At 63.2% G+C, this 22,644-nt stretch carries 20 protein-coding genes; 15 read left to right on the top strand and 5 right to left on the bottom strand.

From position 1 onward, the window contains the following. The first annotated feature begins 70 nt into the window (after nucleotides 1–70). The 8 genes from pyrE to AB5Y89_RS10725 all read left to right on the top strand — a co-directional run bounded on the left by pyrE (nucleotide 71) and on the right by AB5Y89_RS10725 (nucleotide 8,849). On the top strand, nucleotides 71–724 hold the full coding sequence (gene pyrE / locus AB5Y89_RS10760; RefSeq protein WP_368223742.1) for an orotate phosphoribosyltransferase: 654 nt from the start codon (nucleotides 71–73) through the stop codon (nucleotides 722–724). A 179-nt stretch (nucleotides 725–903) separates the two neighbouring features. After that, a complete protein-coding gene (locus AB5Y89_RS10755) occupies nucleotides 904–3,333 on the top strand; it encodes a heavy metal translocating P-type ATPase (RefSeq protein ID WP_368223740.1) in 2,430 nt (809 codons plus the stop codon). Beyond that, entirely contained in the window at nucleotides 3,330–3,719 is a 390-nt protein-coding gene (gene cueR / locus AB5Y89_RS10750; protein WP_010676100.1) for a Cu(I)-responsive transcriptional regulator, read from the top strand. The genes AB5Y89_RS10755 and cueR overlap by 4 nt, the downstream gene beginning before the upstream one ends. A gap of 153 nt (nucleotides 3,720–3,872) precedes the next feature. Continuing rightward, complete coding sequence (locus AB5Y89_RS10745; RefSeq protein ID WP_039039690.1) at nucleotides 3,873–5,027, top strand: diguanylate cyclase; 1,155 nt, start codon at nucleotides 3,873–3,875, stop codon at nucleotides 5,025–5,027. A gap of 30 nt (nucleotides 5,028–5,057) precedes the next feature. Beyond that, complete coding sequence (locus AB5Y89_RS10740; RefSeq protein ID WP_010676098.1) at nucleotides 5,058–5,321, top strand: YihD family protein; 264 nt, start codon at nucleotides 5,058–5,060, stop codon at nucleotides 5,319–5,321. Nucleotides 5,322–5,518: 197 nt separating this feature from the next. Continuing rightward, nucleotides 5,519–6,967 (top strand): cytochrome c oxidase accessory protein CcoG, encoded by a 1,449-nt coding sequence (gene ccoG, locus AB5Y89_RS10735; protein WP_010676097.1) that lies wholly within the window; start codon nucleotides 5,519–5,521, stop codon nucleotides 6,965–6,967. A gap of 74 nt (nucleotides 6,968–7,041) precedes the next feature. Next, nucleotides 7,042–8,031 (top strand): serine/threonine protein kinase, encoded by a 990-nt coding sequence (locus AB5Y89_RS10730; RefSeq protein WP_041214223.1) that lies wholly within the window; start codon nucleotides 7,042–7,044, stop codon nucleotides 8,029–8,031. A gap of 209 nt (nucleotides 8,032–8,240) precedes the next feature. Continuing rightward, nucleotides 8,241–8,849: a thiol:disulfide interchange protein DsbA/DsbL gene (locus AB5Y89_RS10725; protein WP_010676095.1), complete on the top strand. Its 609-nt coding sequence runs from the start codon at nucleotides 8,241–8,243 to the stop codon at nucleotides 8,847–8,849. A 74-nt stretch (nucleotides 8,850–8,923) separates the two neighbouring features. Here AB5Y89_RS10725 and pncB read toward each other — a convergent pair whose 3' ends face one another. Both pncB and AB5Y89_RS10715 read right to left on the bottom strand, forming a co-directional pair. Further along, a complete protein-coding gene (gene pncB / locus AB5Y89_RS10720; RefSeq protein ID WP_010676094.1) occupies nucleotides 8,924–10,102 on the bottom strand; it encodes a nicotinate phosphoribosyltransferase in 1,179 nt (392 codons plus the stop codon). A gap of 101 nt (nucleotides 10,103–10,203) precedes the next feature. Continuing rightward, a complete protein-coding gene (locus AB5Y89_RS10715; RefSeq protein ID WP_368223738.1) occupies nucleotides 10,204–10,839 on the bottom strand; it encodes a nicotinamidase in 636 nt (211 codons plus the stop codon). 74 nt (nucleotides 10,840–10,913) lie between these two features. Here AB5Y89_RS10715 and AB5Y89_RS10710 point away from each other — a divergent pair, with 74 nt between their 5' ends. Together AB5Y89_RS10710 and AB5Y89_RS10705 are read left to right on the top strand one after the other, a co-directional pair. Continuing rightward, nucleotides 10,914–11,564, top strand: coding sequence for a DNA mismatch repair protein MutT (locus AB5Y89_RS10710; RefSeq protein ID WP_368223736.1), 651 nt, complete (start codon nucleotides 10,914–10,916; stop codon nucleotides 11,562–11,564). 100 nt (nucleotides 11,565–11,664) lie between these two features. Further along, the gene (locus AB5Y89_RS10705) at nucleotides 11,665–12,150 is read left to right on the top strand and encodes a DUF523 domain-containing protein (RefSeq protein ID WP_368223735.1); all 486 of its coding nucleotides are present in this window, start codon (nucleotides 11,665–11,667) and stop codon (nucleotides 12,148–12,150) included. On the opposite strand, the gene AB5Y89_RS10700 is transcribed toward AB5Y89_RS10705, so the two are convergent. The 3 genes from AB5Y89_RS10700 to AB5Y89_RS10690 all read right to left on the bottom strand — a co-directional run bounded on the left by AB5Y89_RS10700 (nucleotide 12,096) and on the right by AB5Y89_RS10690 (nucleotide 15,609). Beyond that, nucleotides 12,096–13,052 carry an acyltransferase gene (locus AB5Y89_RS10700; protein ID WP_043153397.1) on the bottom strand — a complete coding sequence of 319 codons (957 nt, stop codon included), beginning with the start codon at nucleotides 13,050–13,052 and terminating at the stop codon, nucleotides 12,096–12,098. The genes AB5Y89_RS10705 and AB5Y89_RS10700 overlap by 55 nt on opposite strands. A 7-nt stretch (nucleotides 13,053–13,059) precedes the next feature. Next, nucleotides 13,060–13,959 (bottom strand): acyltransferase, encoded by a 900-nt coding sequence (locus tag AB5Y89_RS10695; RefSeq protein ID WP_221436309.1) that lies wholly within the window; start codon nucleotides 13,957–13,959, stop codon nucleotides 13,060–13,062. A gap of 132 nt (nucleotides 13,960–14,091) precedes the next feature. Next, nucleotides 14,092–15,609, bottom strand: a complete 1,518-nt coding sequence (locus tag AB5Y89_RS10690; protein WP_052815775.1) for a YifB family Mg chelatase-like AAA ATPase — start codon at nucleotides 15,607–15,609, stop codon at nucleotides 14,092–14,094. A 384-nt stretch (nucleotides 15,610–15,993) separates the two neighbouring features. Here AB5Y89_RS10690 and ilvG point away from each other — a divergent pair, with 384 nt between their 5' ends. From ilvG to ilvA, 5 genes are all read left to right on the top strand, one after another. Then, a complete protein-coding gene (ilvG, locus tag AB5Y89_RS10685; RefSeq protein WP_368223733.1) occupies nucleotides 15,994–17,640 on the top strand; it encodes an acetolactate synthase 2 catalytic subunit in 1,647 nt (548 codons plus the stop codon). After that, the gene (gene ilvM, locus AB5Y89_RS10680) at nucleotides 17,637–17,894 is read left to right on the top strand and encodes an acetolactate synthase 2 small subunit (protein WP_010676086.1); all 258 of its coding nucleotides are present in this window, start codon (nucleotides 17,637–17,639) and stop codon (nucleotides 17,892–17,894) included. The genes ilvG and ilvM overlap by 4 nt, the downstream gene beginning before the upstream one ends. Before the next feature lie 12 nt (nucleotides 17,895–17,906). Then, nucleotides 17,907–18,851 (top strand): branched-chain amino acid transaminase, encoded by a 945-nt coding sequence (locus AB5Y89_RS10675; protein ID WP_052815778.1) that lies wholly within the window; start codon nucleotides 17,907–17,909, stop codon nucleotides 18,849–18,851. 146 nt (nucleotides 18,852–18,997) lie between these two features. Beyond that, nucleotides 18,998–20,839: a dihydroxy-acid dehydratase gene (gene ilvD / locus AB5Y89_RS10670; RefSeq protein WP_202044772.1), complete on the top strand. Its 1,842-nt coding sequence runs from the start codon at nucleotides 18,998–19,000 to the stop codon at nucleotides 20,837–20,839. A 64-nt stretch (nucleotides 20,840–20,903) separates the two neighbouring features. Further along, on the top strand, nucleotides 20,904–22,436 hold the full coding sequence (ilvA, locus tag AB5Y89_RS10665; protein ID WP_041211987.1) for a threonine ammonia-lyase, biosynthetic: 1,533 nt from the start codon (nucleotides 20,904–20,906) through the stop codon (nucleotides 22,434–22,436). The last annotated feature ends 208 nt before the right edge of the window (nucleotides 22,437–22,644 follow it).

The following is a 22,644-nucleotide window of genomic DNA, read 5'->3' as shown; positions in this document are numbered from 1 at the left end:
AAAAACGCGGCATTGACCGCGTTTTTTTATACCCCACGAAAGTAAACGACAAGCCAAGCAAGGAGCCAGAATGAAAGCCTACCAGCGTCAATTTATCGAGTTCGCCCTGGAGAAACAGGTCCTCAAATTCGGTGAATTTACCCTGAAATCCGGTCGTAAAAGCCCCTACTTCTTCAACGCCGGCCTGTTCAACAGCGGCCGCGATCTGGCCCGTCTCGGCCGCTTCTATGCTGCCGCCCTGATGGATGCCGGCATCGAATTCGACGTGCTGTTTGGCCCGGCCTACAAGGGGATCCCCATCGCCTCCGCCACCGCGGTGCAGCTGGTGGAGCAGCACGATGTGGACGTGCCCTGGTGCTTCAACCGCAAGGAGGCCAAGAATCACGGCGAGGGTGGCAATCTGGTGGGCTGCCCGCTCAAGGGGCGCATCATGCTGGTGGACGATGTCATCACTGCCGGCACCGCCATCCGCGAATCCATGGATCTGATCCAGGCCAACGGCGCCTCCCTGGCTGGTGTGCTGATCGCGCTGGACCGTCAGGAGAAGGGCAAGGGCGAGCTCTCCGCCATTCAGGAAGTGGAGCGTGACTACGGTGCCCACATCATCGCCATCATCCAGATGAGCGACTTGATCCAGTATCTGGAAGAGAAGCAGGCCGAGCAGCCGGAGCTGGCGGCGCAACTGGCCGCCATGAAGGCTTACCGCGCCCAGTACGGTATCTGAGTCGCCGCGTATACCGCGCAATAGTTGAAGGCGGCGCCCGTTTGTTCTCTGGCAGCAAACGGGCGCCGTTTTTTCATCTGCAAAAAGTGGATCATGTGGCTTGAGCTTACCCTTACAGTAAAGGTTAGGGTTTGCCAGTCGGCGTTTTGTGGTGCCGACGGGTTCCTGGGAGGAACAACATGACCACTCATCTTCAATCACCCTTTCATCTGCAGTTGCCGCTCAGCGGCATGAGCTGCGCCAACTGCGCCGGCCGCATCACGACCGCCCTCAACAAGCTCGACGGGGTATCGGCCACCGTCAACTTCGCGCTGGAGCAGGCGGCCATCGAGCTGACCAGCCCCGACCGTCTGCCGGCGGTACTGGAGAGCATCCAGGCGCAGGGTTATGACTACGGCAGTGAGACCATCCTGTTTCAAATCACCGGTATGACCTGTGCCGGTTGCTCGGCCCGCCTGAACAAGATGCTGGCGGCGCTGCCCGGCGTCATCTCCGCCGACGTCAACTTCTCCATCGAGCAGGCTCGTATCGTGCTGGTACCCGGGATGCAGACGCCCGCGGCCCTGCGCGAGCAGATCGAGGCCCTCGGCTTTGGCGCCCAACTGGCGCAAGGCTCGGCCAGCGGCCGCCGCCAGCAGTTGCTGGAGCGGGAAGCGCAGAAGGCCGCCAGCGCCCGTCAGGCGCAAACCCAGGTCATCATCTCGGCGCTGCTTACCCTGCCGCTGCTGGTGGGGATGCTGGCCATGGCCGGTCTGCTGCCCTGGCATCTGCCCGCCTGGCTGGAGCTGCTGCTCGCCACCCCGGTGCAGTTCTGGATCGGGGCCCGCTTCTATCGCGGTGCCTGGCTCGCCATCAAGAACCGCTCCGCCAACATGGATGTGCTGGTGGCGACCGGTACCAGTGCGGCCTACTTCTACAGCCTCTATCTGCTGCTTAATCTGGGGGTGGCCGCCAGTGGCCAACTCTACTTCGAGGCGAGTGCCATCATCATTACCCTGATTTCCCTCGGAAAACTGCTGGAAGCGCGAGCCAGACGCAGCACCCAGTCCGCCATTCGCGAGTTGATGGCGCTGCGGCCGGACACCGCCACCGTCTGGCGCGGCGAGCGCTGGCAGAGCGTCGCCATCGACGAGGTGCTGCGCGGCGACAGGCTGCGGGTGCTGGTGGGGGAACGGGTACCGGTGGATGGCAGAATCGTGAGCGGTGAGAGTGAGCTGGACGAGTCGATCCTCACCGGCGAGAGCCTGCCGGTGCCGCGCGGTGAGGGCGACAAGGTGCTGGGCGGTGCCATCAACCGCTCCGGCGTGCTGGAAATTGAAGCCACTACGGTGGGGGAGGATTCCAGCCTCAGCAAGATCATCGCCCTGGTGGAGAGTGCCCAGATGGGCAAGGCACCGCTGCAACAGCTGGTGGACAAGGTCTCTGCCGTGTTCGTGCCGGTGGTGATGGCCATTGCCCTGTTCACCCTGCTGGTGTGGTACGCCATCAGCAACGACTTCGGTCAGGCGCTGCTGGCGGCGGTGGCCGTGCTGGTGATCGCCTGTCCCTGTGCGCTGGGGCTGGCGACGCCGGCGGCCATCGTCACCGGTACCGGGGTGGCGGCGCGCCACGGCATTCTGATAAAAGACGTGGATACCCTGCAGAAGGCCCACGCCATCAAGGCGCTTATCTTCGACAAGACAGGTACGCTCACTCAGGGCAGGCCCGTGCTGGCGAGCTGGAGCGGCACAGCCGAGCAGCTGCGTCTGGCCGCCGCCCTGCAGCAGGCGAGCGAACACCCGCTGGCGCTGGCCATGCGCGAGGCGGTCGGCAAAGAGGTGCTGCTACCCCAGCCGGAGGCGGTGGAGGTGCGGGTCGGTGCCGGTATTGTCGGTCAGGTCGCCGGTCATACGGTCGCCATCGGCAATGGCTCTTTGCTGGCCCAGCTCGGCATTGAGGTGCCCGCGCAGGATAAGCAGTCTGCCGACGGCGCGACCCGGGTCTGGGTGGCCATTGACGGCGTGGTAGCGGGCATTGCGGCGCTGGCCGATACCCTGCGCCCCGAGAGTCCGGATGCCATCGCCACCCTGCGTCAGCGCGGCATCGCCAGCTGGCTGGTGAGCGGTGATGCGCCGGCGCCGGTGGCCCATATTGCCGCCAAACTGGGGCTGGACGGGGCCTTTGACTCCGTGCTGCCAGCCGGCAAGGTGGAAAAAGTCGAGGCGCTGCGGGCGCAAACCAGCGGGCTGGTCGCCATGGTGGGAGACGGGGTAAACGACGCCCCGGCGCTGGCGGCGGCGGATGTGGGTATCGCCATGGGCTCCGGCTCCGACGTGGCGATGGAGACCGCCTCCATCACTCTCATGCGATCCGACCCGCGGCTGGTGGCCGATGCCATCGACATCTCGGCGGCCACCTGGCGCACCATCCAGCAGAATCTGTTCTGGGCCTTCGTGTTCAACATCATCGGTATTCCGCTGGCGGCGCTGGGTTACCTCAGCCCCGAGCTGGCGGGGGCGGCCATGGCCTTGAGCAGTATCACCGTCTTGAGCAATTCCCTGTTATTGAAGCGCTGGCAGCCCCGGGCGGGCAGCCTGCGTGCATCTGAATCCCAAAGGAGTCATTCATGAACATCAGCAAGGTCGCCAAGGCCACCGGCCTGACCGCCAAGACCATCCGCTACTACGAGAGCATCGGCCTCATTTCGTCGCCAGTGCGCAGCGACAACGGGTATCGCAGTTATACGGATGCCTCCCTGCGGGAGCTGCGCTTCGTCAAGCGGGCGCGGGAGACCGGTTTCAATCTGGAGGAGTGTCAGGAGCTGCTGGCGCTCTATCGGGACGAGCACAGAACCAGTGCCCAGGTGAAGAAGCTGGCCCAGGAGAAAATCGTCGATCTGCGCTCCCGCATCGCCGGTTTGCAAGCCATGCTCAGCGCCCTCGAGGAGGTGGTGAGCTGCTGTCACGGAGATGCGAATCCCCAGTGCCCCATCCTCGACGAGCTGGAGAAAGGGTGAGGGAGGGCTGCGCCATTCGACCCTGCAGAAAAGGGTCTGTAGGGGCCTGTACGGGAGAGGACGCGCTGAGTGGCAGCTTAATAGCGGTCGATTGATTGTTGAGCAGGAAAGGGGAGTGTTAAACTGTGCGGCTATTGTACAGGGAGTACCCAGTTGACACAGAGTGTGAAATATCAGGTGCGGCGGGCCATCATGGTCCAGCTCTATACCCATGCCTCCTTCAGCCTGCCTTGCCTGGGGCTGCTGGCGATCAGCTGGAGCCTGCTGTTCCACGATTACCTGCCGGCCAGCGAGTCGCTGGGCTGGCTCGGTCTGGTCCTGCTGCTGTTGCTGGGGCGCTGGTGGCATCTGCGCTGGCGCCAGCCCAGGCTGGCGGAGCTTCCGCTGCCGGTGCTCGAGCGCGAGCTCTTTGTCGGGGTGACCATCACCTCCATCGTCTGGGCACTGGGCGTGCTGCTCTACATGGACAAGCTGCCCGACACCTATCGTGCCGCCATGATGATGCTCTCCAGCCTGATCCTGACCGGCAGCGCCATCATGCTGTTCGGCAGCCGTCGTACCCTCTATGGGGCCGTGCTGCCCCTCGGGTTTGCCATGTTGTTCGAGCTCAGTGGCGGCAACACCCAGGAGCGTATCGTCTCCTGCATGCTGGCGGGGTATCTGTTCGTCTTTCTGCCGACCCTGCTGCGGCGCCTGCGGCGGGATCAGGTGGCCTCTCTCTACCACAGTTTTTCCAATGCGGATCTGGTGGCCGAGCTGAAGGCGGTCTCCGAGCACCTCAAGCTCACGTCCCGCCTCGACGGTCTGACCGGCATCGCCAACCGGGCCCATCTCGACGACTCCCTGGCGCGCGCCTGGCGTCGCTGCCACCGTGCCAGGGCGCCTCTCTCTCTGGTGCTGGTGGATGTGGACTACTTCAAGCAGTTCAATGATCACTATGGTCACCAGGTGGGGGACCAGTGCCTGCAACAGGTGGCGAGCCTGCTGGCCGAAGTGCTGCGGCGGGAAGACGATCTCGCTGCCCGTTACGGCGGAGAGGAGTTCGCCCTGCTGCTGCCTTGCACCACCTTGCAGGGGGCCATGCAGATCGCCGAGCAGGTGCGTACCTCGTTGCGAGCCCTCGGCATTCCCCACCACAAATCCCGGGTCTCGGGGCGGGTCAGTTGCAGCTTCGGGGTGGCGACCCTGGTGCCGGATCAGCATCACTCCATTGCCGAGCTCATCCAGAAAGCGGATGCGGCGCTCTATCAGGCCAAGCATAATGGCCGGGATCGTATCGAAGTAGCCTTGATGGGTAAGGTTGCCTGAGTTTCACAAGACAGATTAAAGAGGTCGTCTATGCAATGTCATCGTATCGAAGAGCTGCTGGAACTGCTGCAGCCTGCCTGGATCAAGGAGCAGGATCTCAGCCTGGTGCAGTTTGTTGCCAAACTGGCCGAGGAGGCGGGATTTGACGGTCCCCTGTCCGCACTGACCGACGACATGCTGATCTACCACCTCAAGATGCGGGAATCCGACAAGCAGGCGATGATCCCGGGGCTGGCCAAGGATCACGTGCCCGACTTCAAGGAAGCCCTGCTCAAGGCCCGCGGCATCAAGTAATCCGGGCGTCACATCGCCATCAGAGAAAGGTTTCAAGAGAATCTGTGAAAAGGCGCATAGTCAACTGGCTATGGGCCTTTTTTGTTGCCTGAAATTGCGACGGGACTCGAACTATAGATACATTTAACCCACACAATTAGCAGGTTGTTTAAGATATAATCGCTTTCATAACAATATGAGTGGAGCGATGTGTTGCAATGGCCGACAAGGACAAGATCGACATCAAGGATGTGACCGGTGACGTCACCGGGACTTTCAATCCCAACACCTTCAAGGCGGGAGATGACAGGTTCAACCCCGGCAACCGCATCTATGTCCGCTCCCAGACCGGCTACTGGCAGCGGGTGCGCAAGGCCATGGGCTGGTTCTTCGTCGCGCTCTTTGTCCTCCTGCCCTGGCTGCGTTATGACGGCCGTCAGGCGGTGCTGTTCGATCTGGAGCACCAGCAGTTCCATATCTTCGGTGCCACCATCTGGCCGCAGGATCTCACCCTGCTGGCCTGGGTCTTCATGATCGCGGCCTTCGCCCTCTTCTTTGTGACCACCTTCCTGGGCCGGGTCTGGTGCGGCTACCTCTGTCCCCAGACGGTGTGGACCTTCCTGTTCATCTGGTTCGAGGAGAAGCTGGAAGGGGCCGCCAACAAGCGTCGCAAGCTGGATGCGGCGCCCTGGAGCGGCGAGAAGCTGGCCCGGAAGGGCGCCAAGCACCTGGCCTGGATCCTGCTGTCGCTGGGCACGGGGCTGACCTTCGTCGCCTACTTCCAGGATGTCTTCCACCTGGTACCCGATTTCTTCACCCTGCAGGCGGGAGGCTGGGTCATCTTCTGGGTGCTGTTCTTTGCCGCCTGCACCTATGGCAACGCCGGCTGGATGCGCGCCATCATGTGTATCCACATGTGCCCCTATGCCCGCTTCCAGTCCGCCATGTTCGACAAGGACACCTACATCGTCGGCTATGACAGCCAGCGTGGCGAGACCCGCGGCGCCCGTGGTCGCAAGGCCGATCCCAAGGCTCTGGGGCTGGGGGACTGCATCGACTGCGACCTCTGCGTGCAGGTCTGCCCGACCGGTATCGACATCCGTGACGGTCTGCAGTACGAGTGCATCAACTGCGGCGCCTGTGTCGACGCCTGCGACCAGACCATGGAGCGGATGGGGTATCCGAAAGGGCTCATCAGTTACACCACCGAGCACAAACTGGCCCACAGTGAAACCCAGGTGGCGCGGCCCAAGCTGATTGGCTATGGCCTGGTGATGGTCGTCATGCTGGGGGTCTTCGTCTATAACGCCATGTCCATCATGCCCATGGGGCTCGACATCCTGCGGGATCGCAACCAGCTGTTCCGGGAAAACAGTGAAGGACTCATCGAGAACACCTATACCCTGAAGATCCTCAACAAGACCCTGAACTCCCAGACCTACCGGCTGGACGTGGAAGGGCTGCCGGAGTACCAGTGGTTCGGACCCCGCGAGGTGACCCTGAAGGCGGGCGAGATCTATACCCTGCCGGTGAGTCTGGCGGTGGATCCCTTCAACCTGAAGCGGCCCACTCTGGACGTCCAGTTCGTGCTCAAGCGGGAAGGCGCGGCGCCGGACGACAGCAAGGGGACCTTGCGCCAACCGAGCAAGTTTATCAGCAGGTTGTGACGGCAAGGCGCACCGCCATGCACGGCAACGGCAGACAGTGGTGATAGAATGGGGCGCAACAGCGCCCCTTTTCTATGGTGGATGACATGCGTTTCAACTATTCCGACCTCAATCCCGATCTCATCATGGATGCCATCGATCTCAGCGGCTTGCGCATCGACTCCGGCCTTATCGAGCTCAACAGTTACGAGAACCGCGTCTATCAGTTCCAGGATGAGGATCGCCGTCGCTACGTGGTGAAGTTCTACCGCCCCGGTCGCTGGAGCCGGGCCCAGATCCTGGAAGAGCACGCGTTTGCTGCTCGCCTCTGTGAAACTGAGATCCCGGTCGCCGCTCCCATTGCCTTTGCCGGCGAGACCCTGCTGGAGCATCAGGGCTACCCGTTTGCCATCTGGCATAGCGTCGGGGGGCGTCAGTTCGAGGTGGACAACCTGGACCAGCTGGAGTGGGTGGGGCGTTACCTCGGTCGCATTCACAGCGTCGGTGCCAGCCATGCCTTTCATCACCGGGTTCCGCTGGATGTGGAGAGCATGCTGCATGAGCCGCGTCAGTTGCTGGCGGCAGGCGAGTGGTTGCCGAGCGGGCTGGCCAAGTCCTTCTTCGGGGTGCTGGACGAGTTGATCCGGCACGTATGCGACGCCATGACCCTGGACGTGGCGCGCATCTCCCTGCATGGGGACTGCCACCCGGGCAACATCCTGTGGCGTGACGGCCCCCTGTTTGTCGACCTCGACGATTGCCGCACCGGCCCCGCCATCCAGGATCTCTGGATGATGCTGAACGGGGAGCGTCATGAGCAGCAGATCCAGCTCGATACCCTGCTGGCGGGGTATGAGGAGTTCATGGAGTTCGACCCGCGGGAGCTGGCGCTCATCGAGCCGCTGCGTGCCATGCGCATCGTCCACTACATGGCCTGGCTGGCAAGACGCTGGGAAGATCCCGCCTTCCCCCGCCACTTCTCCTGGTTCAACACCGAACACTACTGGCGCCAGCAGATTGCGACCCTGCATGATCAGCTCGAGGCATTGAAGGCCCCGCCGCTCAGCCTGATGCCGCAGTGGTAGGGGCGCGAACCCGACAGATCGCCACGCCACGGGGCGTCCGTTGGTGGTGTCGCCCGCACCATTGCCACAGCGGCAAGGTGCCCGTGGGAGGCGGGATGGCGGTCCCGCCTGTCTGCCTTTGCCATTGACGGCACGAGGGTGAGGCAATAGGCTTGGACTGCTTCGGTTCGCCGGGCGTGCCTCACAGTGATCCCTTAACAGGAAACGTCATGAAAAAAGTACTATTTTTCCTCGCTGCCATGCTGATGATCCCCATGGTTCACGCCGCCCCGCAATTCAAGGAAGGTGTCAACTATGACGTGGTCAGCCAGACCGGCAGCGCCCAGCCGGAAGTGATGGAGTTCTTCTCCTATTTCTGCCCGCACTGCGCCAAGTTCGAGCCGATTGCCGAGGATCTGAAGAAGAGCCTGCCGGAAGGCGTGCCGATGAAGAAGAACCCGGTGGCCTTCCTGGGCCGTGAAATGGGTCCCGAGATGCAGCGTGCCTACGCCGTCGCCAATCTGCTGAACGTGGAAGGCAAGCTGACCCCGGCCATCTTCGACAAGATCCACACCCAGCGCCAGATCCCCCAGAGCCGCGCCGACGTGAAGCAGGTCTTCGTGGACAATGGCGTGCCGGCCGAGGAGTTCGACGGTGCCGTCGACAGCTTCGCCGTCTCCGGCATGGTCTCCCAGTTCGATCGCAACACCGAGAGCTACAATGTGCGCGGTGTGCCGGCCTTCCTGGTCAACGGCAAGTACATGGTGAAGATTGAATCCATCACTTCCCAGGAGCAGTTCAACCAGTTGGTGAAATTCCTGCTGGCCAAGAAGGACTGATCATTCCTGAGTCGATACAAAAGCCCGCCGGTGCAAACCGGCGGGCTTTTTGTTTGGCGTCTCGCGGGCCTGACTCAGACCCCGACGTGGAAGGCCTGCTTGAGGTTGCGAATGAAGTCCGCATCCCGGCAGAGGGTCTTGCCCGGGCTGTCGGAGATCTTGGCGACCGGGCCGCCGTTGCACTCCATCAGCTTGAACACGATGTTCATCGGGCTGACGCCGGGCAGATCGCAGGTGAGCTTGGTGCCGATGCCGAAGCTGGTGTTGATGCGGCCGCGGAAGTGGCGCAGCAGCTCGACGGCCTTGTCGAGGTTGAGCCCGTCGGAGAAGACCAGCGTCTTCTCGGCAGGATCGATGCCGAGCCGCTGATAGTGGCTGATGGCCTTCTCGCCCCACACCACGGGATCACCGGAGTCGTGGCGCAGCCCCTGGTAGCGGCTCGCCAGCTCGAAGTCGAAGTCACGCAGGAAGGCATCCATGGTGATGCAGTCGGTGAGCGCGATACCGAGGTGGTTGGTGAATTCATCCAGCCAGCTGGTGAGGGCGGCGCGCTGGCTGAGCTCCAGCGGGAAGCCGAGCTGCTGGTGGGCCTGGAACCACTCGTGGGCCTGGGTGCCCACCGCGGGCAACCGGTACTTCTGGGCCAGCAGGTAGTTGCTGGTGCCGCGAAACGCCGGCAGCCGCTCCTTGAGGCGACCCACCACGGCGTCTTGTACCGCGAGGGAGAAGCGGCGACGGGTGCCGAAGTCGATGAGGTTGAACTCGCTCATCTCCTCCCGGCTCAGTTCCCGCTCCAGCTTGTCGATCTTCTGATCGAGCCGCTCCAGTGCCTGGCTGACACCGAACTGGGGATAACGGAAGCGGTTACGCATCTCGCTGATGATGGCGAGCACCGGGATCTCCCACAGGATCACGTCCTGCCAGGGGCCTTCGACCCGCACATTGATGCGGCCATCCTGCTCGAACACCTTGAGCAGGGAGGCGTCCAGCGGCTTGCGGCGCAGGTGGTCCAGGTAGTCGGGCGTGAAGAATGGGCGTTCGGCCAGGAAGTCGAGTTCGGACCGGGTCAGGCGCAGGGAGCCGGCGAGGCGCAGTTGTTCCTCGATCTGGCCCATCATGGGCAGCAGGTCTTCTTCGTTGCGGCTGTGGAACTCGGCGACGACGTCGGCATCCGGATAGCGATGGAACACCGCCTGCTGCATGTGCAGCTTGTAGGCATCGGTGTCGAGCAGGCTGTGGAGGATGGGAGGCATATCAGGCTCCTGTGATGAGTGCTGCGCGGGCAACGCACTCTGGCTGCATCTGTGACGGGTGGGCGCCGGTGTCGGGTGGGCAGTGGAAAATGGAAGGCATGTCAGGCATCCAGCAGGCGTTGAATGTCGGCCAGGGTCTGGGCCAGCTCGGCGCCGGCCTCGATCATCCGGGTGCGGGCCTGGTCGATTGTCTCGGGGGCGATGCCGCGGCAGGCGTCGAGGTGGACGATGACCCGGAAACCGGCGCGACGCAGTTGCAGCACGCTGGTCTTGACGCAATAGTCGGTGGCGAGGCCGCCGACCAGCACGGTAGTGACGCCGCGGGCTTGCAGAAACTCGATAAGCCCGGTGCTGCGCCGCTCCGCCAGGTCGTGATAGCAGGCGCCATAGGGATGCAGGTCCGGCTCGACCCCCTTCCAGACGAAGAAATCGTAGTCGATGGGGGCGGGCAGGCCGTCGAGCAGCTCGAACCCAGGTGTGCCGGGCACGCAGTGGGCCGGCCAGGTGAGATCGGCATTCGCCAGTGCAAGGGGCTGCAACATGGCGCCGGGTTCGGTCACCACCCAGGGGGCGTTCGCAGGGTGGGCATCCTTGCTGCCGACTCGCAGGGTGGCGAGGGCAGCCTGGGCATTGAGCGCCGCCACTATGGTATCCCCGCCAGCGACGGGCAGCTCGTTCGGGCAGAGGGGGGTGAATCCCTTCTGCGCATCAATATCCAGGCTGGCGACGGTTCCCATGGATGGCTCCTTCACATAATATTCTTGTGATATTATCTACCAAACATTATTAGAAGGCGAGCAGGTCGACCAGGATGCCGAGAATGAGTCTGGATATGGTGGTGCTGCGGTTGCGCGAGGAGCGGCTCGAGCTGCTTCTCGAGACCCGGGATCGCCCCCCCTTTGCCCATTGCTGGCAGTTGCCGGCCCTGCGCATCGACGAGACCCGGGATCGGGATCTGGACGCGGCTCGCCATCGCCTTCTGGCAGAGTGGGGGCTGGAGCACTGCTACAGCGAGCAGGTCTGTACCCTCGGCAACCTGGAGCGGGATCCCCGCGGCTGGTCCACCACCCTCGTCTATCTCTGTCTGGCGGATCCCGATGGGGGGGCGGTGCGCGGTCGCTGGCATCCTCTGGACGATCTGCCCGGCCTGCAACTCGCCTTCGATCACGGCAAGCTGGTCGCCATGGGGCTGGAGCGGCTGCGCATCAAGAGCCGTTACAGCACCCTGCCGCTGCATCTGCTGAGGGCAGAATTCACCCTCTCCGAGGTGCAACGGGCGTTCGAGATCGTCCTGCAGACCCCCATGAACACGGCCGCATTTCGCAAGCGGCTCCACCGTGCCGACATCCTGGTGGACACAGGGCGCAAGCGCACCGGCAAGCAACGTCCCGCCATCCTCTATCGGCTGGAGACCCCCTGTTGCGTCATGTTCGATCAGGTGATGCACGGTGCGGAAGCGTGAGTGAGATCAGCGTGCACAAGGTATTGGTAAGTGCCTGTCTGCTGGGCCTATGTTCGTTGCGCTATGAGGGCCCAGGTTTTAGCCTGCGGGGGAGCAAAGCATGAGTGGGACCAGCGTGCACAAGGTGCTGGTGAGCGCCTGTCTGCTGGGGCAGCCAGTGCGTTACGACGGCCAGAGCAAGGGGATTGTCAGCGACTGGCTGCAGGCGCTGGGAGCCGAGGGGCGGGCACTGGCCTTCTGCCCCGAGGTGGCGGGTGGCCTGCCGACGCCACGCCCCCCTGCCGAGCGCCAGGGGGAGCGGGTGGTTACCGAAAGCGGGCTGGATGTGACGGAGGAGTTCGATCGGGGCGCCGCCCTTGCGCTGGCCCTCTGTCAGCAGCAGGACATTCGCTTCGCCCTTCTGAAGGAGGGGAGCCCCTCCTGCGGCAGCGGCCGCATCTACAATGGCCGCTTCGAAGGGGTTTCACTGGCGGGAGAGGGCAAGGCCACGGCTTTGCTGCGCCGCCACGGCATCGCGGTGTTCAGCGAGGATCAGCTGCCCGAGCTGGCCTCGGCGCTCGCCTTGGCTGCCTGCGGATCGGTCTGAGCCGCCGCATCGGCCGCCTGCCACTGCGCCAGCACCTCGTCTTTTTCCTTCCAGCGTGCATTCAGCCACTCCTGGAAACCACGTTTGAACTGCTTGTCGTTGAAGTAATCCCCCACCAGTTGCTCGTCCACCGGCAGCTCCTCGATCCGCACCCGGATGCGCTTCATCTTCCCCATCAGGAAATCCTTGAAGGGGGTGTCGGGGTTGTCCGGGTAGCTGATGGTGACGTTGATCAGGCTGTCGAACTGATCGCCCATGGCTGCCAGGGTGAAGGCGAGTCCTGCCGCCTTGGGGGGCATGAGATGGCGATAGCGGGAGCGGGCGGCCTCGCGCTTCTGATCGGTGAAGCGGGTCCCCTCCACGAAGTTGATGACGGTGGTGGGAATGTGGCGAAACTTCTCGCAGGCGTTGCGGGTGGTCTCGATATCCTTGCCCCGCAGATGCGGATTTCTTAACAGAAACTCTCTCGAATAGCGGCGCATAAAGGGCATGTCCAGCCCCCAGCAGGCGAGCCCCAGCAGCGGGATGTAAATGAGTTCGTGCTTCATGAAGAACTTGGGCACCGGCAGCCGATTGCGAAACAGGTGGCCGAGCACCACGATATCGGTCCAGCTCATGTGGTTGCTGATGATGAGATACCAGCCATCCTTGCGCAGCCGGGTATTGTCCTCAATCTGCCAGTCGATGCGGGTAGTGAGGCGGATCACCAGGGCGTTGCAACTGAGCCACAGGCCCATGAAGCGGTTGTTGAGCCGGCTGCAGGCGCGACCAAAGGCCGGCACGGGCAGCAGCAGTTTGGCCAGTGACACCAGCAGGATCAGGCTGGCGCACAGGGCGGTAAACAGTATGGTCAGGCCGGCGCTGATGAACAGCACCAGGGGGCCCGGGAGCAGGTTTGGCATGAGTGTCTTACTGCGTCTTGTCCGCCAGCAGCTTATCCAGGGTCTGGTCCTTCTCGTGCCAGATCCCGTTCAACCACTGTTGAAACTCTTGTTGGAACTCGGGGTCATTGAAGTAATCCCCCACCAGATTGCGTTCGATCGGCAGAAAGCGGACCCGAACCTTGATCTCCTTGACCCGACCGCACATGAAGTCCCAGTAGCTGGGGACGCCGCCGGGATAGGCGATGGTCACATCCACCAGCTTGTGCAGTTGATCCCCCATGGCCGCCAGGGTGAAGGCGATGCCCCCTGCTCTCGGGTGCAGCAGATGACGATAGGGTGCCCCTTGCTTGTCGTGCTTGCCGACGGTGAAGCGGGTCCCTTCCACGAAGTTCATCACACTCACCGGCATATGGCGGAAGCGGGCACACGCCTTGCGCGTGGTTTCTATGTCTTTTCCCCTCAGATGCGGGTGCTTTTCCAGAAATTTTCGGGAATAACGCCGCATGAAGGGGAAATCCAGCGCCCACCAGGCCAGACCGAGAAAAGGTACCCAAATCAGTTCTTTCTTGAGGAAAAACTTCAGGAAGGGGATTTTTTGATTAAAAATCCGCTGCAATACCAGTATGTCGACCCAGGATTGGTGGTTGGCAATCACCATATACCACTCATTCCGGCGCCCTTTGTCCACTCCGACCACATCGAAAGGGGTGTTGATGATGGTTTTCTGGATCAGATTGTTAAAACCTATCCAGTGGGTGGCGCAACCGTCCAGGAGCGTGTTGCAGAGACGTCGCCCCCCCTTGAAGGGCAGCAGCAGCTTGATGAGGCCAAGCAGCAGGACGGGGACAAACCAGAACAGGGTGTTGATGAAATAGAGCAGGGTCGAGAGGCTGCCGCGCAGTCGCTCTATCAGCTTGTTGGGCATGGTGGAATCCGTCTTCGTATCGGTGGATGGCAACCAAGTGGTCAGATCTGTGGCCATAATATCAGCCGGCCCACGACTAGACCATGGTGGCGCCCTTTCCGGGTCGGGAGGTGGCTGCTGCCGTTCCCCCGCTCACTGGCCCCCGCGCAGCCGTGACAACAGCCTGTCCATGGCACGATAGCCCAGGGCTTCGATCAGATGCGCTCTCTCGATGGTGGCGTGCCCCGCCAGATCGGCGATGGTGCGCGATACCCGCAGGATGCGGTGCCAGGCCCGGATGCTGAGCCCCAGCTTCTGGATGGCACCTTCCAGAAACTCGGCATCCTGTGGCGATAATCTGCAAACATCTTCGATTTCACGACTATCCAGCAGGTTGTTGAGTTTTCCGCTGCGACTCAGCATGCGCTCTCGCGCCCCCAGCACCCGTTCGCGTATCTGCTGGCTCGATTCCCCCCGCTCCGCCTTGCCGGTCAGGCTTCCCCTGGGCAAGAGCGGGACCTCTACCGTCAGATCGAACCGATCGAGAAAGGGGCCGGAGAGCTTGCCCAGATAGCGCAGGATCTGATCCGGGCTGGAGCGGGTCTGGCCGTCGCCATAATGGCCGCAGGGGCTGGGATTCATGGCACCCACCAGCTGGAAGCGGGCGGGAAAATCCACCTGGCGGGCGGCACGACTGATGGTAATGTGCCCGGTTTCCAGCGGCTCGCGAAGGGAGTCGAGCACCTTGCGCTCGAACTCCGGCAGTTCATCCAGAAACAGGACCCCGTTGTGGGCGAGGGAAATTTCGCCAGGCCTGGGATGGGTACCCCCGCCCACCAGCGCCACCGCCGAGGCGCTGTGATGGGGCGTGCGATACGGCCTGTGGTGCCAGTGGCCGGCGCGGGGGGTGAGGCCGCCGATGGAGTGAATGGCGGCGGTCTGCTGCGCCTCCTGTTCGCTCAGCGGTGGCAGAATGCCGGGCAGACGGCTGGCCAACATGCTCTTGCCGGTGCCGGGGGGGCCGATGAACAACAGGTTGTGGCTGCCAGCTGCGGCGATCTCCAGCGCCCGCTTCGCCTGGGACTGACCGATTACGTCCTGTAGATCCGGCACGTCGGGCAGGGTCTCCGCGCTCTGGGGTTCCGGCAGCGGCAGTTCGTACTGGCCCGCCAGCCAGGCGGTGACCGCCAGCAGCTGGTGGGCGGTGCGCACCTCGGCATCCTGTATGAGGGAAGCCTCCGGACCGTTCTCCCGTGGGACCAGCAGGGTGCGCCCCGCGTCGCGGCAGGCGAGCACCGAGGGGAGCACCCCAAGCACGGGGCGGATCTCGCCGGTCAGGGCCAATTCCCCTAAAAATTCGTGATCGAGCAGGTATTTTGCAGGTATCTGCTTGGATGCGGCGAGAATGCCGATGGCGATGGCCAGGTCGAAACGGCCCCCCTCCTTGGGCAGATCCGCAGGGGCCAGGTTGACGGTGATGTGCTTGGCCGGAAATTCGAAATTGCCGTTGAGCAGGGCGCTGCGCACCCGATCCCGCGACTCCTTCACCGAGGTTTCCGGCAACCCCACCATGTTGAAGGCGGGCAGGCCGTTGGAGAGGTGCACCTCCACCGTGACTTGCGGCGCCGCTATCCCCAGGCTGGCACGGCTATAAACAACAGCTAATGACATAAATACCGTCCTTGGTTTGATGTATATGCTGGTTAACCGTTTTTTATTAGTTTTTTGTTCCAGTTGTCAGGTTTCAGAGCAGTTAAAATCAGAGTCTTGTCAGGTAAAAAGTGCTTGCCCAATAAAAATCACCGTGCTAGTTCTAATAGCCATTCGCGGCAAGCTCCGCTCCCATTTCACAGGATTTCCGGTTGTAACTATGAACATGGCCTCCCGTTTCGTCAGCATTATTGTGGTCCTAGTGGTGATTATTATCTCACCGCTCGGGGCTCGTTTGGCTGCACGGAACAAGGGATAGACCCACCACCGGACAGAACGAAACAAGCGACCCCCGAGCCTCACGGCCCGGGGGTTTTTTTTCGACCAAAGGACAGGATTTTCCACATGAACGGCGCGCAGTTTTTGGTACAGGCTCTCAAGAAACAGGGTGTGACCCAGGTGTTTGGTTACCCGGGCGGGGCCATCATGCCGGTCTACGACGCCCTGTATGACGGTGGCCTGGCCCATCAGCTCTGCCGCCACGAGCAGGGTGCCGCCATGGCTGCGGTGGGTTATGCCCGCGCTTCCGGTCAGGTGGGGGTCTGCATCGCCACCTCTGGCCCCGGCGCCACCAACCTGGTCACCGGCCTTGCGGAGGCACTGCTCGACTCTGTACCGCTGGTGGCCATCAGCGGCCAGGTGCCCTGCGCCTCCGTCGGTACCGATGCCTTTCAGGAAGTGGACGTGCTCGGCATGTCCCTCTCCTGCACCAAGCACTCCTTCATGGTGACGGACCCGGCGGATCTGGGACGGGTCATTGCCGAAGCCTTCGCCATCGCCACCGAAGGGCGTCCGGGCCCCGTGCTCATCGACCTGCCCAAGGATGTGCAACTGGCCGCCGTTCCCTCTCAAAGCCCGCTGTTTGCCGTGGAGGAACCCGACCCCCTGAATCCGGCCGAACTGACGGTCGCCCGTACCCTGCTGGCCGGAGCTGAGCGTCCGGTACTCTACGTCGGCGGCGGGGTGGGCATGGCCAATGCCGAGCAGCAGCTGCGCGACTTTGCCGCCACCACGGGGATGCCGGCGGTCACCACCCTCAAGGGGATAGGTGCCCTCGACCCCGACAGCCCCGTTTATCTGGGCATGCTCGGCATGCACGGTACCAAGGCCGCCAACCTGGCGGTACAGCAGTGCGATCTGCTGGTGGTGGTAGGCGCCCGTTTCGATGATCGGGTGACCGGCAAGCTGGAGGAATTTGCCCCCGAGGCGAAGGTGATCCACCTGGATGTGGACGCCGCCGAGTTCGGCAAGCGTCGCGCCGCCGATGTGGGCATCACCACGGATCTCAAGCGTGTGCTGCCCGCCCTGGCGATGACGCTGACCCTCGACCCCTGGCGCGAGCACTGCGCCATCATGGCTCGGGAATACGCCTTCCGCTACGACCATCCGGGTCAGGCCATCTACGCCCCGGCCCTGCTCAAAGAGCTTTCAAGCCAGCTGCCTGACACCAGCGTGGTGGCCTGCGACGTGGGTCAGCACCAAATGTGGGTGGCCCAGCACATGCGTTTCACCAGCCCGCGCAACCACCTGTCCAGTGCCGGCCTAGGCACCATGGGCTTCGGCCTGCCCGCCGCCATCGGCGCCAAGATGTCGCGCCCCGATGACGAGGTGGTGCTGGTGAGCGGCGACGGCTCCTTCATGATGAACGTGCAGGAGCTCGGCACCATCCGCCGGGCCCGGCTCAAGGTGAAGATGGTGCTGCTGGACAACCAGCGCCTCGGCATGGTGCGCCAATGGCAGGAGCTGTTCTTCGACGGTCGCTACAGCGAGACCAATCTGTCCGACAACCCCGATTTCGTCGCCCTGGCTGCCGCCTTCGGCATTCCCGGCGAGACCATCACATGCAAGGAAGAGATAGGTCCGGCACTGGATCGCCTGCTGGCGAGCGAGAGTGCCTATCTGCTGCATGTGGCTATTTCAGAGGAAGAAAATGTCTGGCCCCTGGTTCCGCCAGGAGTCGCCAACCACAAGATGATGGAGCAACGCCCATGAACCAGCTCAATACCAGCACCCTGGAAATCCATGCCCAACCCAGACCCGAAGTGATGGAACGGGTGCTGCGGGTGGTCCGTCACCGCGGTTTCAATCTCTGCGCCCTCAACATGGAGCAGGATTGCCAACAGCTGCGGATCACGGTTACTGTCGAATCGGTACGTCCCATCCAGCAGTTGTGGAGCCAGCTGGTGAAGCTGGTGGATGTCTCCCGGGTCGATGCACTGGAACAGCAACCCCGGATCAGAGCTTAAGGAGCCAAGCCAATGTCACAGCCTTCCCAATCCGCCGCCCACCCCCAATACATCTGGTTCAACGGCAAGCTGGTCCCCTGGCAGGATGCCCAGGTGCATGTCATGAGCCATGCCCTGCACTACGGCTCCTCGGTGTTCGAGGGGGTGCGGGCCTATGACACTCCCAAGGGGACCTGCATCTTCCGCCTGCAGGAGCACACCCGCCGCCTGTTCGACTCCGCCAAGATCTACTGGATGGACGTCCCCTACAGCGAGACCGAAGTGAATGAAGCCTGCCGCACCGTGGTGCGCGAGAACGGCCTGAAGAGCGGCTACCTGCGCCCGCTGGCCTTTGTCGGCAACGTGGGGCTGGGGCTGCATCCGCCGCTGGATGCCAAGGCCGACCTCATGGTCGCGGCCCTGCCCTGGGGCGCCTACCTCGGAGAAGAGGGGCTGAAAAACGGGGTGGATGTGTGCGTCACCTCCTGGAACCGGCTCGCTCCCAACACCATCCCGACCGGTGCCAAGGCGGGGGGTAACTATCTCTCTTCCCAGCTCATCAGCCGCGAGGCCAAGCGCAACGGCTTCGCCGAGGGGTTGGCGCTGGATGTGAACGGCTATCTGAGCGAAGGGGCGGGGGAGAACCTGTTTCTGGTGAAGAACGGCGTGCTGTTCACCCCGCCCGCCACCGCTGCCATCCTGCCCGGCATCACCCGCGACACCATCATGACGCTGGCGCGCGACTTGGGTTACGAGGTGCGCGAGCAGGCGCTGCCCCGTGAGGCGCTGTATGTCGCAGACGAAATCTTCATGACCGGCACGGCGGCCGAGGTGACCCCGGTGCGCTCGGTGGATCGGATGAAGGTGGGCGCCGGTTGCCGTGGCCCGGTGACCGAGCAGTTGCAGAACGCCTTCTTCGGCCTGTTCAACGGCAAGACCGAAGACAAGTGGGGCTGGCTGACGCCGGTCAACGACTGATGATAGCGGGGAGGCGTCACGCCTCCCCGAGTCGCTTCCGGTGAAGGCTCCCCGAGGTGCCTTCACCAGGATCGATTCCCGATCCGCGAATCACACATTCATGTTGAAAGACAATGCGCCCCAGGGGCATTCAGGGAGTAGAGACAATGCCGAAGTTGAGATCCGCCACCACCACCCACGGACGTAACATGGCCGGGGCCCGCGCCCTCTGGCGTGCCACCGGCATGACCGATCAGGATTTCGGCAAGCCCATCATCGCCGTGGTCAACTCTTTCACCCAGTTCGTGCCGGGCCACGTCCACCTCAAGGATCTCGGCCAGCTGGTGGCCCGGGAGATCGAGGCCGCCGGCGGCGTCGCCAAGGAGTTCAACACCATCGCCGTGGATGACGGCATCGCCATGGGTCACGGTGGCATGCTCTATTCCCTGCCGTCCCGCGAACTCATCGCCGACTCGGTGGAGTACATGGTCAACGCCCACTGCGCCGACGCCATGGTCTGCATCTCCAACTGCGACAAGATCACCCCGGGGATGCTGATGGCTGCCCTGCGCATCAACATCCCGGTGATCTTCGTCTCCGGCGGCCCCATGGAAGCGGGCAAGACCAAGCTCTCCGACCAGATCATCAAGCTGGATCTGGTGGACGCCATGATCCAGGGCGCCGACCCCAAGGTCTCCGATGCACAGAGCGATCAGATCGAGCGCAGCGCCTGCCCCACCTGCGGCTCCTGCTCCGGCATGTTCACCGCCAACTCCATGAACTGCCTGACCGAGGCACTGGGTCTCTCCCAGCCGGGCAACGGCTCCCTGCTGGCGACCCACGCCGATCGCGAGCAGCTGTTCAAGCTGGCGGGCCAGCGCATCGTCACTCTGGCCAAGCGCTGGTATGAGCAGGACGATGCCTCGGCACTGCCGCGCAACATCGCCACCAAGGCGGCGTTCGAGAACGCCATGGCGCTCGACATCGCCATGGGCGGCTCCACCAATACCGTGCTGCACCTGCTGGCGGCAGCCCAGGAGGCGGGCGTCGACTTCACCATGGCCGACATCGACCGCATGTCCCGCAAGGTGCCCCAGCTGTGCAAGGTGGCGCCTTCCACCCAGAAGTACCACATGGAAGACGTGCACCGCGCCGGCGGCGTGGTCGCCATCCTGGGTCAGCTGGAAAAAGCGGGCCTGGTGCACGGGGATACCCGCAACGTGCTGGGCACTTCCCTGGTGGAGCTGCTGGCCGAATATGACGTCAGCCGCAGCAATGACAAGGGGGTTCACGACTTCTACCGTGCAGGCCCTGCCGGCATCCGTACCACCAAGGCGTTCAGTCAGGATTGCCGCTGGCCCGAGCTGGATCTGGACCGCGCCGAGGGGTGCATCCGCTCCTTCGAGCACGCCTACAGCCAGGAAGGTGGCCTGGCGGTCCTCGCTGGCAACCTCGCCCTCAACGGGGCCATCGTCAAGACCGCCGGGGTGGACGAGGAGAACCTCACCTTCCGCGGCCCGGCCCGGGTATTCGAGAGCCAGGAGAGCGCGGTGAGCGGCATTCTGGACGGCACGGTGAAAGCCGGTGAAGTGGTGGTGATCCGCTACGAGGGCCCGAAAGGGGGCCCCGGCATGCAGGAGATGCTCTATCCCACCACCTATCTCAAGTCCATGGGATTGGGCAAGGCGTGTGCCCTCATCACCGACGGTCGCTTCTCCGGCGGTACCTCGGGTCTCTCCATCGGTCATGTCTCCCCGGAGGCGGCCTCCGGTGGCACTATCGGTCTGGTGGAGGATGGCGACATCATCAACATCGACATCCCGGCCCGCAGCATGGTGCTGGAGGTGGCAGACAGCGTGCTGGCTGCTCGTCGCGCCGCCGTCTCTGCCCGTGGCTGGAAGCCGGTCGATCGTCAGCGCGAGGTTTCCTTTGCCTTGCGCGCCTACGCCATGTTCGCCACCAGCGCCGACAAGGGCGCGGTGCGCGATCGCACCCTGCTGGGGGAGTGAGAGGATGAACTGTCATGATATGGGCGCATTGCACGCCCTTCGCCACGAGACGGGGGTATAAACCATGGTCTCTGCGGCGGATTATCTACGCAAGGTACTGCTCTCCCCCGTCTACGAGGCGGCGAGGGTCACCCCTTTGCAAACCCTGAAGAAACTCTCCGAGCGGCTCGGCAATCACGTCAGCCTGAAGCGGGAGGATTTGCAACCGGTTCACTCCTTCAAGCTGCGCGGCGCCTACCACAAGATCGCCACCCTGACCCAGGAGCAGAAAGAACGCGGCGTCATCGCCGCCTCTGCCGGCAACCACGCCCAGGGGGTTGCCCTGTCGGCCGCCAAGCTCGGCATCAAGGCGATCATCGTGATGCCCAAGACCACGCCGGACATCAAGATCGACGCGGTGCGCCGTCAGGGCGGCAACGTCATGCTGTTTGGCAACAGCTTCGATGAGGCCTACGGCGAGAGCCGCCGACTCGCCGAGTTGGAGGGCTACACCCTGATCCCGCCGTTCGACGACGTCGAGGTGATCGCGGGCCAGGGCACCATCGGCAAGGAGCTGCTGGAGCAGGATACCCACCTCACCCACGTCTTCGTGCCGGTGGGCGGCGGCGGCCTGGCCGCCGGGGTGGCGGTCTACATCAAGCAGCTGCTGCCGGATGTGAAGGTGATCGGGGTGGAGGCGGAGGGGTCCGCCTGCCTCAAGGCGGCGCTGGCGGCCGGCGAGCCGGTCAATCTGGAGCGGGTCTCCCTGTTTGCGGACGGGGTGGCGGTCAAGCGCATCGGCGAGGAGACCTTCCGCCTGTGCAACCAGTATCTGGACGAGGTGGTGACCGTCTCCAACGACCAGATCTGCGCCGCACTGAAAGACATCTTCGATGACTGTCGCGCTATCGCCGAGCCGTCGGGGGCCTTGTCCCTGGCAGGCCTCAAGGCCTACAGCGAGCGAGAGCAGGTGAAAGGGGGACGGATGGCGGCCATTCTGTCCGGCGCCAACGTGAACTTCCACAGCCTGCGCTACGTCTCCGAGCGCTGCGAGATCGGCGAGAAGCGCGAGGGCATGCTGGCGGTGACCATCCCCGAGCGCAAGGGGGCCTTCCTCGACTTCTGTCGTCAGCTGGGGCCGCGCATGGTGACCGAGTTCAACTACCGCTATGCGGATGCCGAGCAGGCGTCGCTGTTCGTTTCGGTGCGCCTCACCGGCGGTGACGAGGAGCTGGGCCAGATCATCGATCAGCTCGGCGGCAACGGTTATCCGGTGGTCAACATGACCGAGAGCGAGCTGGCCAAGAACCACGTGCGCTACATGATTGGCGGCCGCCCGGCCCGGCCCCTCGGTGAGCGTCTCTACAGCTTCAAGTTCCCGGAGCAGCCGGGGGCCCTGATGCGCTTCCTCGAGACCCTGGGCTGCCGCTGGAACATCAGCCTGTTCCACTACCGCAACCACGGCGCCGACTACGGCCGGGTGCTCTGTGCCTTCGAGCTGCCGGACGAGGACGTGGCGGCTTTCCACGATTACCTGCACGAGATTGGCTACGGCTGGAAAGAGGTGAGCGAGGATCCCGCCTACCGGCTGTTCCTGGCGAGCCAGGGCAGTCAGTGAGCCATCCCCTTGCCAGATGAAAAACGAAGAGCCCGGCTCTTCGTTTTTTTATGGGCAACGCGTCGGCCCCCATGATTGGGGGCACGGTGGCTGATAATGTCGCCAATATCACACTCCTGAGTCCCTGGTCGTTTGAGGCTGGTTGCAGATGGGATAATCTGAATGCGGGGCTTGGGTTCAGGGCCCCGTCAGGGAAGAGAGACGCAGC

The organism is Aeromonas sp. s4, assembly GCF_040907855.1.
Lineage (GTDB): Bacteria > Pseudomonadota > Gammaproteobacteria > Enterobacterales > Aeromonadaceae > Aeromonas > Aeromonas caviae.
Note: the sequence above shows the minus strand (reverse complement) of the source record. Positions and strands in the feature narration are given on the sequence as shown.

Coding starts and splice junctions, on each gene's coding strand:
- ilvA (WP_041211987.1), top strand. CDS start 20,904: ATGGTCTCTGCGGCGGATTATCTACGCAAGGTACTGCTCTCCCCCGTC.
- cueR (WP_010676100.1), top strand. CDS start 3,330: ATGAACATCAGCAAGGTCGCCAAGGCCACCGGCCTGACCGCCAAGACC.
- AB5Y89_RS10705 (WP_368223735.1), top strand. CDS start 11,665: ATGAGTGGGACCAGCGTGCACAAGGTGCTGGTGAGCGCCTGTCTGCTG.
- AB5Y89_RS10730 (WP_041214223.1), top strand. CDS start 7,042: ATGGTGGATGACATGCGTTTCAACTATTCCGACCTCAATCCCGATCTC.
- AB5Y89_RS10740 (WP_010676098.1), top strand. CDS start 5,058: ATGCAATGTCATCGTATCGAAGAGCTGCTGGAACTGCTGCAGCCTGCC.
- AB5Y89_RS10710 (WP_368223736.1), top strand. CDS start 10,914: ATGCCGAGAATGAGTCTGGATATGGTGGTGCTGCGGTTGCGCGAGGAG.
- AB5Y89_RS10695 (WP_221436309.1), bottom strand. CDS start 13,959: ATGCCCAACAAGCTGATAGAGCGACTGCGCGGCAGCCTCTCGACCCTG.
- AB5Y89_RS10715 (WP_368223738.1), bottom strand. CDS start 10,839: ATGGGAACCGTCGCCAGCCTGGATATTGATGCGCAGAAGGGATTCACC.
- AB5Y89_RS10690 (WP_052815775.1), bottom strand. CDS start 15,609: ATGTCATTAGCTGTTGTTTATAGCCGTGCCAGCCTGGGGATAGCGGCG.
- AB5Y89_RS10725 (WP_010676095.1), top strand. CDS start 8,241: ATGAAAAAAGTACTATTTTTCCTCGCTGCCATGCTGATGATCCCCATG.
- ilvM (WP_010676086.1), top strand. CDS start 17,637: ATGAACCAGCTCAATACCAGCACCCTGGAAATCCATGCCCAACCCAGA.
- ilvD (WP_202044772.1), top strand. CDS start 18,998: ATGCCGAAGTTGAGATCCGCCACCACCACCCACGGACGTAACATGGCC.
- ccoG (WP_010676097.1), top strand. CDS start 5,519: ATGGCCGACAAGGACAAGATCGACATCAAGGATGTGACCGGTGACGTC.
- ilvG (WP_368223733.1), top strand. CDS start 15,994: ATGAACGGCGCGCAGTTTTTGGTACAGGCTCTCAAGAAACAGGGTGTG.
- pncB (WP_010676094.1), bottom strand. CDS start 10,102: ATGCCTCCCATCCTCCACAGCCTGCTCGACACCGATGCCTACAAGCTG.
- AB5Y89_RS10675 (WP_052815778.1), top strand. CDS start 17,907: ATGTCACAGCCTTCCCAATCCGCCGCCCACCCCCAATACATCTGGTTC.
- AB5Y89_RS10755 (WP_368223740.1), top strand. CDS start 904: ATGACCACTCATCTTCAATCACCCTTTCATCTGCAGTTGCCGCTCAGC.
- AB5Y89_RS10700 (WP_043153397.1), bottom strand. CDS start 13,052: ATGCCAAACCTGCTCCCGGGCCCCCTGGTGCTGTTCATCAGCGCCGGC.
- pyrE (WP_368223742.1), top strand. CDS start 71: ATGAAAGCCTACCAGCGTCAATTTATCGAGTTCGCCCTGGAGAAACAG.